The sequence below is a fragment of the Streptomyces rhizosphaerihabitans genome (genome assembly GCF_025399795.1).
In the GTDB taxonomy this organism is placed as follows: Bacteria; Actinomycetota; Actinomycetes; order Streptomycetales; family Streptomycetaceae; genus Streptomyces; species Streptomyces rhizosphaerihabitans.
This window is the reverse complement of sequence record NZ_JAODTZ010000004.1, coordinates 171,869-186,126: the sequence shown is the minus strand read 5'-3', so window position 1 is coordinate 186,126 and position 14,258 is coordinate 171,869. Positions and strand designations below refer to the sequence as shown.

The following is a 14,258-nucleotide window of genomic DNA, read 5'->3' as shown; positions in this document are numbered from 1 at the left end:
GGGCCGCGCCGATCGGTTGGGCGAGGACCGTCAGACCGGATCGAGGCGGCGCTTGAGCAGGCAGAACTCGTTGCCTTCTGGATCGGCGAGGACGTGCCAGGACGCCTCCGCGGGCTGGCCGATGTCGACGAGTCCGGCCCCCGCGGCCAGGAGGCGTTCGAGTTCGGCGTCCTGATCGCGGTCGGTGGGGTTGACGTCGATGTGCAGCCGGGCATGCCCGTTCTTCGGCTCGTCGTCGCGGATGAGGAAGATCGTCGGCTGCGGGCCGCCGAACCCTTCACGCGGACCTATCTCGATGCAGCCCTCCGCTTCGCGATCGAGCTCTACGAAGTCCAGGACCTCGCACCAGAACCGCGCCAGCACCTCGGGGTCGTGGCACTTGAGCACGATCTCACTGATACGACATGCCATTGACGCAACCTACTCTCGGCGTGGGGACTGCCAGGGTGGCCGCACACGGATCTCATGGGCCCCGGCAGTTGAGAACAGGCTCGCGACCGTACCGGGCGAGGCGTCCGGGGGCGAATGGATTTCAGGCACTCGCCCGGTCAAGTCGCGGGCGGAGAACCGCAGATCGCGCAGCACGGCGATCGGGTAGCTGTCACGCGGGCCGACTCCGCTGGTCGGATGGGCCGACTCGAGTGCAAAGGGACCGGATCGGCTGCTCAGCCACGGCGATGTGACTGGACGCTCCAGCCGGCGAGTTCAGCGTCGTGGTCGGCGAGCCGGTTGTCGAGGCTCCGCGTCAGGGCAGCGCGAGGACGCAGAACTCGTGGCCCTCCGGGTCGGTCAGGCACGTCCACGGGACGTCGCCCTGGCCGAGGTCGAGGTCGGTGGCGCCGAGGGCCCGCAGCCGGGCCACCTCCGCCTCTTTGTCGTCACCGGGGTACGGCAGCAGGTCGAGGTGGACGCGGTCCGGCACGGTCTTCGCGCCGGGCGTGCGGAGGAACTCGAGATACGGGCCGGCACCCTTGGCGGAGCGCAATGTCGCGTGATCGTCGGTCACCTCGTGCAGGGTCCAGTCCATCGCCCCGTCCCAGAACCGGGCCATGGCCCGCGGATCCGCGCAGTCGACCACCACCGCGGCGATCGGCCCGGTGTCCCGGTAGATCTCCCGAGGCTCCAGCACGCAGAACTCGTTGCCCTCCGGGTCGGCGAGGACCGTCCACGGCACGTTGCCCTGGCCCACGTGGGCGGGCCTCGCACCGAGATCCTTCAAGCGCGCGACCAACTCCGCCTGATGGGCCGCGGAGGTGGTGGCGAGATCGAGGTGCACACGGTTCTTCGCCGCTGTCTTGGGTTCCGGGACGGAAACGACGTCGACGCAGACGACGACCGGGTCCGGCCAGACGAAGCCGCCGACGGGTCCGACACCGGACACGACGGGTCCGACGTCGGTCACGCCGGGTCCCACGTAGGTGATCACGCCGGATCCTCCGCTGTAGGAACCCCAGCCGAGCGCCTCCGCCCAGAACCGGCCGACCGCCGAGACATCAAGAGCCTTCAGGTTCACCTGAACAGGTCGCAGCGCCATACCGGTGATCCTATGCACCCGCTCCGCAACGGCAGCCGCACAACAAAGGGCGATTGCATAAACGTGCAGCGAAACGTATAGTCATGCCATCCAAGAGGAGGGTTCCATGGCGATGCGTGCGGCGGTGGCGGGAGCGAGTGGGTACGCGGGCGGGGAACTGCTGCGTCTGCTCCTGGCACACCCCGAGATCGAGATCGGCGCCCTGACCGGAAACTCCAACGCGGGCCAGCGGCTCGGCGCGCTCCAGCCTCATCTGCCGCCGCTCGCGGACCGCGTCCTCGCGGAGACCACCCCCGAGGTGCTGGCCGGTCATGACGTGGTGTTCCTCGCGCTGCCCCACGGGCAGTCCGCCGCGGTCGCCGAGCGGCTCGGCCCCGAGGTCCTCGTGGTCGACATGGGTGCCGACTTCCGGCTGAAGGACCCGGCAGACTGGGAGCGGTTCTACGCCTCCGCGCACGCCGGGACCTGGCCGTACGGCCTCCCCGAACTGCCGGGTGCCCGCGCCGCGCTGGAGGGGTCCAAGCGCATCGCGGTGCCCGGCTGCTACCCGACGGCCGCCTCGCTGGCCCTCTTCCCGGCGTACACGGCCGGGCTGGCGGAGCCCGAGGCCGTGATCGTCGCGGCCTCAGGCACCTCGGGTGCCGGCAAGGCGCCCAAGGCGCACCTGCTCGGCAGTGAGGTCATGGGGTCGATGACCCCGTACGGCGTCGGCGGTGCCCACCGGCACACCCCCGAGATGATCCAGAACCTCAGCGCGGCCGCCGGAGAGCGCGTCACCGTCTCCTTCACCCCCACCCTGGCGCCCATGCCCCGCGGCATCCTCGCCACGTGCAGTGCCAAGGCGAAGCCCGGGGTCACCGCCGAGTCGGTCCGGGCCGCCTACGAGAAGGCCTTCGCCGACGAGCCCTTCGTCCACCTCCTCCCCGAGGGGCAGTGGCCCGCCACGGCGTCCGTCTACGGTTCCAACGCCGTTCAGGTCCAGGTCGCGTACGACGCCGCCGCGCACCGCATCATCGCGATCAGCGCCATCGACAACCTGACCAAGGGCACCGCGGGCGGTGCCGTCCAGAGCATGAACCTCGCCCTCGGCCTTCCCGAGGAGCTGGGACTTTCCACGATCGGAGTCGCACCGTGAGTGTCACGGCAGCACAGGGATTCACCGCGGCCGGGGTCGCCGCCGGGATCAAGGCCAACGGGAACCCGGACCTGGCCCTCGTGGTCAACAACGGGCCCCGCCGCGCCGCCGCGGGCGTCTTCACCTCCAACCGCGTGAAGGCCGCGCCGGTGCTGTGGTCCGAGCAGGTCCTCAAGAGCGGCGAGCTGACCGCCGTCGTCCTCAACTCCGGTGGCGCCAACGCCTGTACGGGACCCAAGGGTTTCCAGGACACGCACGCCACCGCCGAGAAGGTCGCCGAGGCGCTCGGTGACACGGGTGCGGGCAGCGTCGCCGTGTGTTCGACCGGCCTCATCGGCGTACTGCTGCCGATGGACAAGCTGCTTCCCGGCATCGACCTGGCCGTCGCCGGACTCGGCCCGCACGGCGGCGAGAAGGCCGCCATCGCCATCAAGACCACCGACACCGTGCACAAGACCTCGGTCGTGACGCGGGGAGGCTGGACCGTCGGCGGCATGGCCAAGGGCGCCGGCATGCTCGCCCCCGGCCTCGCCACCATGCTCGTCGTGCTCACCACGGACGCGGACGTGGACAGCGAGAACCTCGACCGGGCGCTGCGCGACGCCACCCGCACCACCTTCGACCGCGTCGACTCCGACGGCTGCATGTCCACCAACGACACCGTGCTGCTGCTCGCCTCCGGAGCCAGTGAAGTCGCCCCGGAGTACGCGGAGTTCGCCGAGGCCCTCCGCGCGGTCTGCGACGACCTCGGTCAGCAGTTGATCCGCGACGCCGAGGGCGCCAGCAAGGACATCAAGGTCGAGGTCGTGGGCGCCGCGACCGAGGACGACGCCGTCGAGGTGGGCCGCTCCATCGCCCGCAACAACCTCCTCAAGTGCGCGATCCACGGCGAAGACCCCAACTGGGGGCGGGTGTTGTCCGCGATCGGCACCACCGCGGCCGCCTTCGAGCCGGACCGGCTCAACGTGGCCATCAACGGCGTCTGGGTCTGCAAGAACGGCGGCGTCGGCGAGGACCGCGAACTCGTCGACATGCGCTACCGCGAGGTCCACATCGTCGCCGACCTCGCCGCGGGCGACGCGACCGCCACGATCTGGACCAACGACCTCACCGCCGACTACGTCCACGAGAACAGCGCGTACTCCTCATGAGCAATGTGACCCGCAAGCACACCGCTCTGCCCAAGGCGCAGATCCTCATCGAGGCGCTGCCCTGGCTGACCCGGCACCGGGGCAAGACCGTCGTCGTCAAGTTCGGCGGCAACGCCATGATCGACAGCGAGTTGAAGGCCGCCTTCGCCCAGGACATCGTGTTCCTGCACCACGCGGGCCTCAAGCCGGTCGTCGTGCACGGCGGCGGTCCGCAGATCAGCGCCGCCCTGGACCGGCACGGCATCGTCAGCGAGTTCAAGGCGGGGCTGCGCGTCACCACCGAGGACGCGATGGACGTCGTCCGCATGGTGCTGGCCGGACAGGTCCAGCGCGAGCTGGTCGGACTTCTCAACCAGCACGGACCGCTCGCCGTCGGCCTCACCGGCGAGGACGCGCACACCATCACCGCCACCAAGCACCAGCCCACGATCGACGGCCAGTTGGTCGACATCGGGCGGGTGGGCGAGATCACCGCGATCGACACGGGCGCGATCGAGGCGCTGCTCGCCGACGGCCGGATCCCGGTCGTCTCCTCGATCGCCCGGAGCCAGGACGACGGACATGTCTACAACGTCAATGCTGATACGGCGGCTGCGGCACTCGCTGCCGCACTGGATGCCGAAACCCTCATGGTCCTCACGGACGTCGAGGGCCTCTACGAGGACTGGCCGAACAGCGACGAGGTGATCAGCCGCCTCACCGCCACCCAGCTGGAGAAACTCCTTCCCGAGCTGGCCAGCGGCATGGTGCCGAAGATGGAGGGCTGTCTGCACGCCGTACGCAACGGCGTCACCACCGCCCGTGTCATCGACGGCCGGGTCCAGCACTCGATCCTGCTGGAGATCTTCACCGACGAAGGCATCGGCACGATGGTCGTGCCGGACGACGAGGAGACGGGGGACGTCGCATGACCGGCACCGCGACCAACGCAGAGCTCACCCAGCGCTGGCAGGGCGCGCTCATGGACAACTACGGCACCCCGCGACTGCCGCTCGTCCGCGGCGCCGGAACCAGGCTGTGGGACGCCGACGGCAACCAGTACCTCGACTTCGTCGGCGGCATCGCGGTCAACGCGCTCGGACACGGCCACCCCGCGATCGTCGAGGCCGTGAGCCGGCAGATCGCCTCCCTCGGCCATGTCTCCAACCTCTTCGTCGCCGAACCGCCCGTCGCGCTCGCCGAACGGCTGCTCCAGCTCTTCGGACGAGAGGGCCGGGTGTACTTCTGCAACTCGGGCGCCGAGGCCAACGAAGGCGCCTTCAAGATCGGCCGGCTGACCGGCCGGACCCATATGGTCGCCACCACCGGCGGCTTCCACGGCCGGACCATGGGCGCCCTCGCGCTGACCGGCCAGCCCGCCAAGCAGGAGCCCTTCCTGCCGCTGCCCGGCGACGTCACGCATGTGCCCTACGGCGACGCGCAGGCCCTCGCCGAGGCCGTCACCCAGGACACCGCGCTGGTGATCATCGAGCCGGTCCAGGGCGAGAACGGCGTGGTCGTACCGCCCCCCGGCTATCTCAAGGCCGCCCGCGCGATCACCGCGGCCAACGGCGCCCTGCTCGTCCTGGACGAGGTGCAGACCGGAATCGGCCGCACCGGCCACTGGTTCGAGTACCAGGCACACGAAGGCGTCCTGCCCGACATCGTGACGCTCGCCAAGGGCCTCGGCGGCGGACTGCCGCTCGGTGCCACCGTCGCCTTCGGCCGCGCCGCCGGGCTGCTGAAGCCCGGCCACCACGGCACGACCTTCGGCGGCAACCCGGTCGTCTGCGCCGCCGGACTCGCCGTGCTCGACACGATCGAGTCCGAAGGACTCCTGGACAACGTGAAGCGCGCCGGCGAGAAACTGCGGGACGGAATCGAGGGCGCCGGCAACGGTTCCGGCCATCCGTTGATCGACCATGTCCGGGGTGCGGGGCTGCTCCTGGGTATCGTGCTCACCGAGCCGCTCGCGCCCCAGGTGCAGCAGGCGGCTCAGGACGCCGGTTTCCTGGTGAACGCGCCCGCCCCCGATGTCGTACGGCTGATGCCGCCGCTGAACCTGGGCGATGACGAAGTGGACGCGTTCCTCCGGGCCCTTCCCGGCATCCTCGACGCAGCCAACGGGGACGGATGATCCCGGGAAATGGGACGACGACGATGAGTCAGGCGCAGGACCACGAGCACGCAGGGCCTGCCGTGCCGCAGACCCGCACCGCACGCCACCGCCGGATCGTGGACATCCTCAACCGGCAACCGGTCCGCTCACAGAGCCAGTTGGCGAAGCTTCTCGCCGACGACGGACTGAACGTCACCCAGGCGACGCTCTCCCGGGACCTCGACGAGCTGAACGCGGTGAAGATCCGCAACAACGACGGCGACCTCATCTACGCGGTGCCGAGCGAGGGCGGTTTCCGCACCCCGCGCGCACCGCTGGGGGAGTCGGCGAAGGAGGAGCGGATGCGCAGGCTCTCCTCGGAGCTGTTGATCTCCGCGGAGGCCTCGGCGAACCTCGTGGTCCTGCGCACCCCGCCCGGGGCCGCGCAGTTCCTCGCCTCGGCGATCGACCAGGCCGAGCTGCACGACATTCTCGGAACGATCGCGGGGGACGACACCCTCCTGCTGATCAGCCGGGGTCCGACGGGTGGGCAGGCGCTGGCCGATCATCTGCTGCGGCTGGCCCAGAACGATCACTGACAGGCACGACGACAGGCACGACGACAGGCACGACGGTGGAGGCGCGCCCCGGAGCGGGGTGTGCCTCCACCGTCGTATGTCCTGAAGCGGGTGCGGGTGCGGGTGCGGGTGCGGGTCCGGGTCCGGGTCCGGGCGCGGCGAGGCGGTCGGCTGTGGGACTGCGGCTGTGCGGTCGTCCGTGCTGCTGAGGGAGCGCCGGTCACCCCAGGCGCTGAGCGAGCCCTCCCGTGCATCTGACCTCGTCGCCCGCCGTGATGAGCAGCGCCTCCACGTCCGGGAGCGATTCCAGCCAGTCGAGGCCGGCTCGCGAGCCCATCGCGAAGGCCGCGGTCGCCCAGGCGTCCACCCAGGTCAGACGGGGGCCCACCACGGTCACGGCCAGGAGGTCGGTGACCGCGGACCTGCCGGTGCGCGGGTCGACGATGTGGGCGCCGCGTTCGGCGGTGCCGGAGGTCGCGACGGCCAGCTCGTCGACGCCGGCCGCGGAGACCACCGCGGCGAGGGAGCCCGGACGGAGCGGGTCGGACACGCCCACGCGCCAGGGCCGGTGCGGCCCGGGGACGCCGTACAGCTGGACGTCGCCGCCTCCGTTGACATTCACCCCGCTCGCCCCGGCCGCGGCGAGGTGCAGGGCCGCACGTTCGGCCGCCCAGCCCTTGACGATGCCCGTCGGGTCGAGCTGTCCCTCGTACCGTGTGCTGAACCAGCCGTCGCTGACCCGTTCCGCCTCGGCGCCCAGTTCGAGCACCTCGGCGACCTCGGGGTCGCACTCCTCGACCGTGAGCTCCCCGCGCACCAGCCGCGAGATCTGGCTGTCCTCGCGGTAGGTGCTGAACACCTCGTCCACACGGTGGAGTTGGGCGATCGCCTCCTCCAACGCCGTCCGCACGGCTTCGGGTTCCCCGCCGCGCACGTCGAAGGAGAAGACGGTGCCCATCACTTCCTCGGCATGACGCAGCGCCTGCGGTGTGTCCTCCGCGGGCTCAGACACCGGCCTTGTCCAGAGCCGACTGCAGAGACTTCTTGTAGCCCTCGCTCGTGTAGGTCGCGCCGGAGACGGTGTCGATCTGGGCACTGCCCGCGGCGACCGCCTCCTGGTTGAGCTTGGGCACCGCGAGCGCGGTCTTCTGGTCGCTGACACCGCCCTTGGGGGCCTGGACCGCCTCGGCCTTGGTGATCTTCTTGCCCTCGACGGTGAGCCGGACCTGGACGGGGCCGTACTGGGTGTCGGACACGGTCCCGGTGACGACGCGCGCCTGCGCGGCCGGTGCCGCCGAGGACGTCCCGGCCTTGCCCGAGGACCCGGAGGACCCCGATGTGCCGCCGGTGGCCTTCGCCTTGTCCAGGGCCGACTGCAGGGACTTCTTGTAGCCGCCGCTGGTGTAGGTCGCCCCCGAGACGGCGTCGATGTCGGCGCTCTGTGCCGTGACGGCTTCCTGGTTGAGCTTGGGCACCGAGAGGGCGGTCTTCTGGTCGCTGGTTCCGCCCTTGGGAGCCTGGACCGCGTCCGCCTTGGTTATCTTGCCGCCGCTCATGGTCAGCTGCACCTGGACCGGCCCGTACTCGGTCTGCACCACGTCACCGAGGACGGTGCCGGTACCCGACTGCTGGGCGGTGCCGCCCTGCGGCGCCCCCTGCGCGGCCGCCGTCTGCTGGGGCGCCGCACCGGCCTGCGCCGACGCGGCGGCCGGGTCGGACGCCGGTTTGAGCGCCAGCAGCAGCACGATTCCGGACACGGTGGCGGCGCTCGCCAGCACGAACCGCCGAATGGGGTGATTCTTCTTCATCGTTCCTGACTCCCGTCGCTCACATCTCGAACGACTCGTGATGGATGCGGCGGGCGGGGACCCCCGCGCCGCGCAGTGCCGCGTACACCTCCTGGGCGAACCCGGGCGGTCCGCACATGAAGACGTCGTGGTGGTCTATGTCGGGCAGCTTGCGGCGCAGGGAGTCCGCGGAGATGTCCGGCCGCTCGCCCTCGGGGCTGTTCACCGCGTACATCAGACGCGCCCCGCGCTCCTTGGAGATGGCGGCGAGCTCGTCCCACAGGGCCAGGTCCTGGGTGGTGTTGGCGCGGTAGAGCAGCGTCAGGTCACCGGAGGCGCCGGGGAGGGTCTCGAACAGCGCCCGCATCGGGGTGATGCCGACACCGCCCGCCACCAGGAGCACCTTGCCGCGACTGCGCTTGCCGGCGGTCAGCGCGCCGTACGGGCCCTCGGCCCAGACCCGGGTGCCCGGCTCCAGGTCACGCAGGGCGGCACTGTGGTCGCCGATCGCCTTCACGGTGATGCGCAGCATGTTGGGGCGGGGCGCCGCCGAGAGCGAGTACGGGTGGGAGCTGAAGCGCATCCCGGGTGCGAGGAAACGCCAGCGGAAGAACTGCCCGGCCTCCGCGCCCATCCTGTGCAGCTTGCGCCCGCTGATCAGTACCGACACGATGCCCGGCGTCTCCTCGATGACCGCCTGGACCCGCATCCGGTGCTTCAGGTTCAGCCGGATCGGAGAAAGGATTCGGTACCAGATGACCAGCGCGGTCACCGATCCGTAGAGCCCGTACCAGACGGTCTTGGCTACGGGTTCCACCGCGAAGTCGTTGCCGGTGGACAGCTGGTGCCAGAACGTCAGGAACACCGCGGCGTACGTCAGCAGGTGGACGTGGTACCAGGTGTCGTACGGGATCAGCCGGCGGAGCCAGCCGACGGAGACGAACCCGATGAGCACGAGCAGACCCGTGCCGATCGCGGCCTTGCCCATGTCGGGAAGCTGGTTGACCGAGTCGATGGTCTGCTGCACGATCTGGCCGAGCCCCTTGCCGGACTGCAGGGCGTAGCCCCACATCGTCAGGAAGAGGTGGGCGAGGACCAGGCAGATGGTGTAGCGGCCGGTCATGGCGTGCCAGCGCGCCACCCGGTCGGATCCCACCCGGCGTTCCAGGGCGGGGACGCGGGCCATCTGCAGCACCACGAGCGCCATCAGATACCCGGCGAGCAGCCCGGTGATCCGGCCGGCGTTGAGGATCCTGCTGTTGTTGTCCGCGATGGACGGGGTGTTGTTCCACCACAGCCACAGGACCGCGGCGGCGCCGGCCCAGACGGCGATCAGCAGCGGGACGGCGGGCGAGCGGCGAGGGCGGATTCGGCGCATGGTCTGGCGCCGCGCGGCGCGACCACCGGCGATCGTGGACACGGTTCCTCCGTGTTCGTCCTGGAGAGACGGGGGTGAGGGGAGTGGCCCCCTGGCCCAGAGATACGGTCCACGACGCCCGTGCGTTCAGAGGCCCGCGGAGTCGAGTGCGGACTGGAGCGACTGCATGTATCCGTCGCTGGTGTACGTGGCTCCGGACACCGAGTCGATCTGGGCGCTCTGCGCGGCCAGCGTCTCCCGCCTGAGCTGGGGAATCGCGTAACTGTTGATCTCCTGGTCCTTGGGATTGTCCGAAGGATAGGCCACCGCGGTGGCATCCGTGATCCTGCCGTCCTTCAGCGTGATCCGCACCTGGACCGGACCCCAACGGGTCTGCACCGTATCGCCGGTGACGGTCCTGGTCCCCGTGCTCTTCGAGCCCCCGGAGCTGCCCGAGGAGCTGCCCGAGGAGTCTCCTGAGGAGGGGGAGGAGGAATGACCCGCCGACGAGGAGGCCGAGGCCGGTGTCGGTGGTGTGTGCGGCTTGAGCGAGAGCAGCAGGACGACGCCGGTGACGGTGGTGGCGGCGGCCAGCGTGATCCGGCGCAGCGGACGGTTCTTCTTCAGGGCGTGCACGGCGGCCTCACAGCTCGAACGACTCGTGGTGGATACGGCGGTCGGGGACGCCCGCGGTGTGCAGCGCCCCGTAGAGATCCCGCGCCATCGCGGGTGGTCCGCAGAGGTACACGTCGTGCTCGGCGAGGTCGGGCACGGCCTCGCGCAGCGACTCGGCGGTGAGCCGCGGGCGGGTGCCGTCGGCGGCGTTGACCGCGTACAGGACGCGGGCCCCGCGCCACCGCGCGATGTCCTCCAGCTCGCCGCCCAGGGCCAGGTCCTCGGCCGTGCGCGCCCGGTAGAGGAGCGTGACCCGGCCGGGCAGCGTCTCGAACAGGGCGCGCAGCGGGGTGATGCCGACGCCGCCCGCGATCAGCAGGGACTTCGACGAGGTGCTGCGGTCGGCGGTCAGCGAGCCGTAGGGGCCCTCCGCCCACACCCGGGTGCCGGGACGCAGCAGCCCGACGGCCGCGCTGTGGTCGCCGAGCGCCTTCACGGTGATCCGCATCCGGTCCGGCCGGGGCGGTGCCGACAGCGAGTACGGCGTCGAGGTCCACCGCATCCCGTCCGCGAGGAACCGCCAGCGGAAGAACTGGCCCGCCCGCGCGTTCAGTTCGTCCAGGCCCTCCCCGCGGATCACGACGGAGAAGACCCCGGGGGACTCCCGGTACACGGACTCGACGCGCAGCCGGTGGCGCAGGTTGAGCCGTACCGGGGCGAGCAGCCGGAACCATACGACGAGCGCGGCCGTACCGAGGTAGAGCGCGTACCAGGAGGCCTGCGCCGCCCGGTTGCCGACGAGGTCGGAGCCGAGCGCGAGCTGGTGGAAGAAGGCCAGGAAGACCGCCACGTACGTCAGCAGATGCACGTAGTACCAGAACTCGTGGCTGATCCGGCGGCGGGCCAGGCGCGCCGAGGTGATCCCGACGGCGAACAGGATGATGGTGCCGGTCGTCGCCATGAGCATGTCCGGGTAGTCGAACACCACGCTCAGCGTCTCGTGCACGATGCCTGTCCCGTCCTGGGCGGCGTAGCCGAAGAGGATCAGGGTGACGTGCCCGACGAGCAGGCAGATCGTGTAGCGGCCGGCCATCGCGTGCCAGCGGGCCACCCGGTCGGAGCCGATGCGCCGCTCCAGGAGCGGGACCCGGGCCATCAGCGCCACCAGGACGGCGCAGCTGTAGCCGCACAGCAGCCCGGCGATCCGCCCGGCGTCCGTCAGCCAGCCGGCGAGGCCCACCACCGACCGTGTGTCGGTCCACCACAGGGCGAGGACCGCGGCCGCTCCCGCCCACAGCAGGGCCAGCAGCGGTCCGGCGGGTGAGGGCCGCGGTCGCCCGCGCCCTCGTGTCGTGCGCGGGTCCGCTGCCCGCTCGTACACCGTGGTCATGTTTCCGTCCTTCGTCCGGCACTCCGGGAGGAAACTGTGCGTCCGGAACCTCTGAGGAGGCTCTGAATCGGCCCGTCCGGCGTGGACTCACAGCAAACTGAGAGCGACGGGGGAGGAGACGAGAAAGGGGCAGGCAGAGGAAGCAGGGCTCTCGGGGGGAGAGGCGACTCAGAGGAAACTCAGAGGCCGCGAGGCAGAGAGCGACCGTCGCGAGGAGCGATGCTGGAAGGCGACATGAACACTCCCTCCCCAGCCCCCGGCACCCCCCGCCCCCTGACCCCCGGTACGGAAACCGGTGCCGACGTCGCCCCGGACTCCGGCGCTGTCCGGTCCCGGGGGACGGCCAGGCCGCCCTCGCTCACCCGGCCCGACGGCACCCCCGTGCGCGTCCTCGTCGTCGACGACGATCCGGACCTGGCCGAGGTCCTCTCCGGTGCCCTGCGCTACGAGGGCTGGGAGGTCCGTACCGCGGGCGACGGCGCCTCGGCGGCCGCCGAGGCGCGCGAACTGCTGCCCGACGCCGTCGTCCTCGACGTGATGCTCCCGGACACCGACGGCTTCGCCGTGCTGCGGGACCTGCACACCGTGCTGCCGGGCGTCTGCGTCCTCTTCCTCACCGCCCGGGACGCCGTGGAGGACCGCATCGCCGGCATCACCGCAGGTGGCGACGACTATGTCACCAAGCCGTTCAGCTTGGAGGAGGTCGTCGCCCGGCTGCGCGGACTGCTGCGCCGCGCCGGCATGGCCCGCCGGACCGACGAGGGCCCGCGGCTCGTCGTCGGGGACCTGGAGATGGACGAGGAGGCCCGCGAGGTGACCCGGAGCGGCGACCTGATCGAGTTGTCGCCGACCGAGTTCGAGCTGCTGCGCTTCCTGATGCGCAACCCCCGCCGTGTGCTCAGCAAGGCGCAGATCCTCGACCGCGTCTGGTCCTACGACTTCGGGGGCCAGGCTCATGTCGTCGAGCTCTACATCTCCTACCTGCGCAAGAAGGTCGACGCGGGCCGTGAGCCGATGATCCACACGGTCCGGGGTGCCGGGTACGTCATCAAGCCCGCGGCGCGCCGGTGAGCGCGAACATGCGGGCCGGGGCCGGGGCCAGGGCTACGGGCAGGCGCTGGTGGCTCCGGCTGACGGCGGCCCTGCGCGCGCTGCCGCGCCCGCGCACGATACGCGCCCGCCTCACCGCCGGGCTCGTGGTGCTGCTCGCCGTCAGCTGCGCGGCCGTCGGCGTGGCCGCCGTGTACGAACTGAACGGCTTCCTGACCGGCCGCCTCGACCAGCAGCTGCAGGATGCCGGAGCCCGGTTTCCGGCGAGCCTGGAGCACGGCTCGGCGAAGCCGTCCGACCACGACGGCGACGAACACGGCGACACCCGTCGGCAGAGCACCGGCACTTTCGGAGCGCGTCTGGTCGGCGAGGACGTCACGAACGCGGCGGTCGTGCCGCCCGGCACCAGCACGGCCGTCCGGAACGTGCGTCTGACCGCTCGTGACGAGGCGGTCCTGGCCGCGGTCCCGGCGAACGGCCGCGCCCACACCGTCTGCCTGTCGGCTCTGGGCGACTACCGCGTGCTGGCGACGCCGGGCAAGGACGGTGACGTGCTGATCACCGGACTGCCGACGGAGCCGGTCGACGCGGCCGTCCACCGCCTGGAGCTCGTCGCCTCCCTGGTCTTCGGCGTGGCCCTCGTCGTCGCCGGAGTCGCCGGGGCCCTGTGGGTGCGCTGGTCGCTCCGCCCGCTGAACCGGGTCGCCGCGACCGCCACCCGGGTCAGCGAACTCCCGCTCGCGAGCGGCGAGGTGGCACTGCCTCCACGGGCACCGGAGTCCGACCCGCGCAGTGAGGTGGGCCGCGTCGCCAGTGCCTTCAACCGCATGCTCGGCCATGTGGAGGACGCGCTCACCAAGCGGCACGCGAGTGAGGAACGGCTGCGCACCTTCGCCGCCGACGCCAGTCACGAGTTGCGCACCCCGGTCGCCTCGGTCCGCGGTCACGCCGAGCTCGCGCTGCTGCACCCCGGTCCCGTCCCCCCGAAAGTGACCCGCGCCCTCGAACGGATCGCCGCCGAGTCGGCGCGCATGGGCGAGATGGTCGACGAGCTGCTGCTGCTCGCCCGCCTGGACGCCGGCCGCCCCCTGGAACGGCTTCCCGTCGACCTCACCCACCTCGTCCTCGACTCGGTCACCGATGCCCGTGCGGCGGGCCCCGGCCACCGCTGGGTCCTGGAGCTGGCGGAGGAGCCGGTGACGGTGACGGGCGACGCCCACCGGCTCCAACAGGTGTTGGCCAACCTGTTGGCCAACGCGCGGGTGCACACGCCTGTGGGCACCCGGGTGACGGTGTCCTTGGAGGAGGTCGGCGCCGAGGCCGTGCTGAAGGTCCACGACGACGGACCCGGGGTGCCCGAGGACGTCCGGCCCGGCGTCTTCGAACGCTTCACCCGGGCGGACCGCCGCCGCGCGGACGGCGCCGGCAGCGGAGCGGGGCTCGGCCTGTCGATCGTGGCGGCCGTGGTCGAGGCGCACGACGGCACGGTCGCTCTGGAGAGCCGCCCGGGAGCGACCACGTTCACGGTCCGGCTTCCCGCGGCCTGAACAGCGGCCCGTAAGCCCGCTGCCCGTAAGTCCGCTG

14 protein-coding genes are annotated in these 14,258 nt (G+C 71.2%); 7 read left to right on the top strand and 7 right to left on the bottom strand.

What is annotated here, in order from left to right:
- Nucleotides 1–30: 30 nt before the first annotated feature.
- Nucleotides 31–411: a VOC family protein gene (locus tag N4G66_RS05810; protein WP_261702852.1), complete on the bottom strand. Its 381-nt coding sequence runs from the start codon at nt 409–411 to the stop codon at nt 31–33.
- Between the two features lie 334 nt (nt 412–745).
- Complete coding sequence (locus N4G66_RS05805; RefSeq protein ID WP_261702851.1) at nt 746–1,534, bottom strand: VOC family protein; 789 nt, start codon at nt 1,532–1,534, stop codon at nt 746–748.
- A 106-nt stretch (nt 1,535–1,640) separates the two neighbouring features.
- On the opposite strand from N4G66_RS05805, the gene argC reads away from it, so the two are divergent.
- From argC to N4G66_RS05780, 5 genes are read left to right on the top strand one after another with little or no spacing between them, the layout of a single operon-like run.
- On the top strand, nt 1,641–2,669 hold the full coding sequence (gene argC, locus N4G66_RS05800; protein ID WP_261702850.1) for an N-acetyl-gamma-glutamyl-phosphate reductase: 1,029 nt from the start codon (nt 1,641–1,643) through the stop codon (nt 2,667–2,669).
- The gene (argJ, locus tag N4G66_RS05795) at nt 2,666–3,820 is read left to right on the top strand and encodes a bifunctional glutamate N-acetyltransferase/amino-acid acetyltransferase ArgJ (protein WP_261702849.1); all 1,155 of its coding nucleotides are present in this window, start codon (nt 2,666–2,668) and stop codon (nt 3,818–3,820) included. The genes argC and argJ overlap by 4 nt, the downstream gene beginning before the upstream one ends.
- Nucleotides 3,817–4,731 carry an acetylglutamate kinase gene (argB, locus tag N4G66_RS05790; protein ID WP_261702848.1) on the top strand — a complete coding sequence of 305 codons (915 nt, stop codon included), beginning with the start codon at nt 3,817–3,819 and terminating at the stop codon, nt 4,729–4,731. Before argJ ends, argB begins: the two co-directional genes overlap by 4 nt.
- A complete protein-coding gene (locus N4G66_RS05785; RefSeq protein WP_261702847.1) occupies nt 4,728–5,936 on the top strand; it encodes an acetylornithine transaminase in 1,209 nt (402 codons plus the stop codon). The genes argB and N4G66_RS05785 overlap by 4 nt, the downstream gene beginning before the upstream one ends.
- Nucleotides 5,937–5,959: 23 nt before the next feature.
- Nucleotides 5,960–6,496 (top strand): arginine repressor, encoded by a 537-nt coding sequence (locus N4G66_RS05780; protein ID WP_261702846.1) that lies wholly within the window; start codon nt 5,960–5,962, stop codon nt 6,494–6,496.
- A 199-nt stretch (nt 6,497–6,695) separates the two neighbouring features.
- Here the strand turns inward: N4G66_RS05780 and N4G66_RS05775 are convergent, their stop codons facing one another.
- From N4G66_RS05775 to N4G66_RS05755, 5 genes are all read right to left on the bottom strand, one after another.
- Nucleotides 6,696–7,433, bottom strand: coding sequence for an FAD:protein FMN transferase (locus N4G66_RS05775; protein WP_391858762.1), 738 nt, complete (start codon nt 7,431–7,433; stop codon nt 6,696–6,698).
- A 46-nt stretch (nt 7,434–7,479) separates the two neighbouring features.
- Nucleotides 7,480–8,283, bottom strand: coding sequence for an FMN-binding protein (locus N4G66_RS05770; protein ID WP_261702844.1), 804 nt, complete (start codon nt 8,281–8,283; stop codon nt 7,480–7,482).
- Between the two features lie 19 nt (nt 8,284–8,302).
- Nucleotides 8,303–9,640 (bottom strand): ferredoxin reductase family protein, encoded by a 1,338-nt coding sequence (locus tag N4G66_RS05765; protein ID WP_261702966.1) that lies wholly within the window; start codon nt 9,638–9,640, stop codon nt 8,303–8,305.
- Nucleotides 9,641–9,766: 126 nt separating this feature from the next.
- Nucleotides 9,767–10,255: an FMN-binding protein gene (locus tag N4G66_RS05760; protein ID WP_261702843.1), complete on the bottom strand. Its 489-nt coding sequence runs from the start codon at nt 10,253–10,255 to the stop codon at nt 9,767–9,769.
- 7 nt (nt 10,256–10,262) lie between these two features.
- Complete coding sequence (locus N4G66_RS05755) at nt 10,263–11,624, bottom strand: ferredoxin reductase family protein (protein WP_261702842.1); 1,362 nt, start codon at nt 11,622–11,624, stop codon at nt 10,263–10,265.
- Nucleotides 11,625–11,858: 234 nt separating this feature from the next.
- On the opposite strand from N4G66_RS05755, the gene N4G66_RS05750 reads away from it, so the two are divergent.
- Both N4G66_RS05750 and N4G66_RS05745 read left to right on the top strand, forming a co-directional pair.
- The gene (locus tag N4G66_RS05750) at nt 11,859–12,695 is read left to right on the top strand and encodes a response regulator transcription factor (protein ID WP_261702841.1); all 837 of its coding nucleotides are present in this window, start codon (nt 11,859–11,861) and stop codon (nt 12,693–12,695) included.
- An 8-nt stretch (nt 12,696–12,703) separates the two neighbouring features.
- Nucleotides 12,704–14,221, top strand: a complete 1,518-nt coding sequence (locus tag N4G66_RS05745) for a sensor histidine kinase (protein WP_261702965.1) — start codon at nt 12,704–12,706, stop codon at nt 14,219–14,221.
- Nucleotides 14,222–14,258 lie beyond the last annotated feature (37 nt).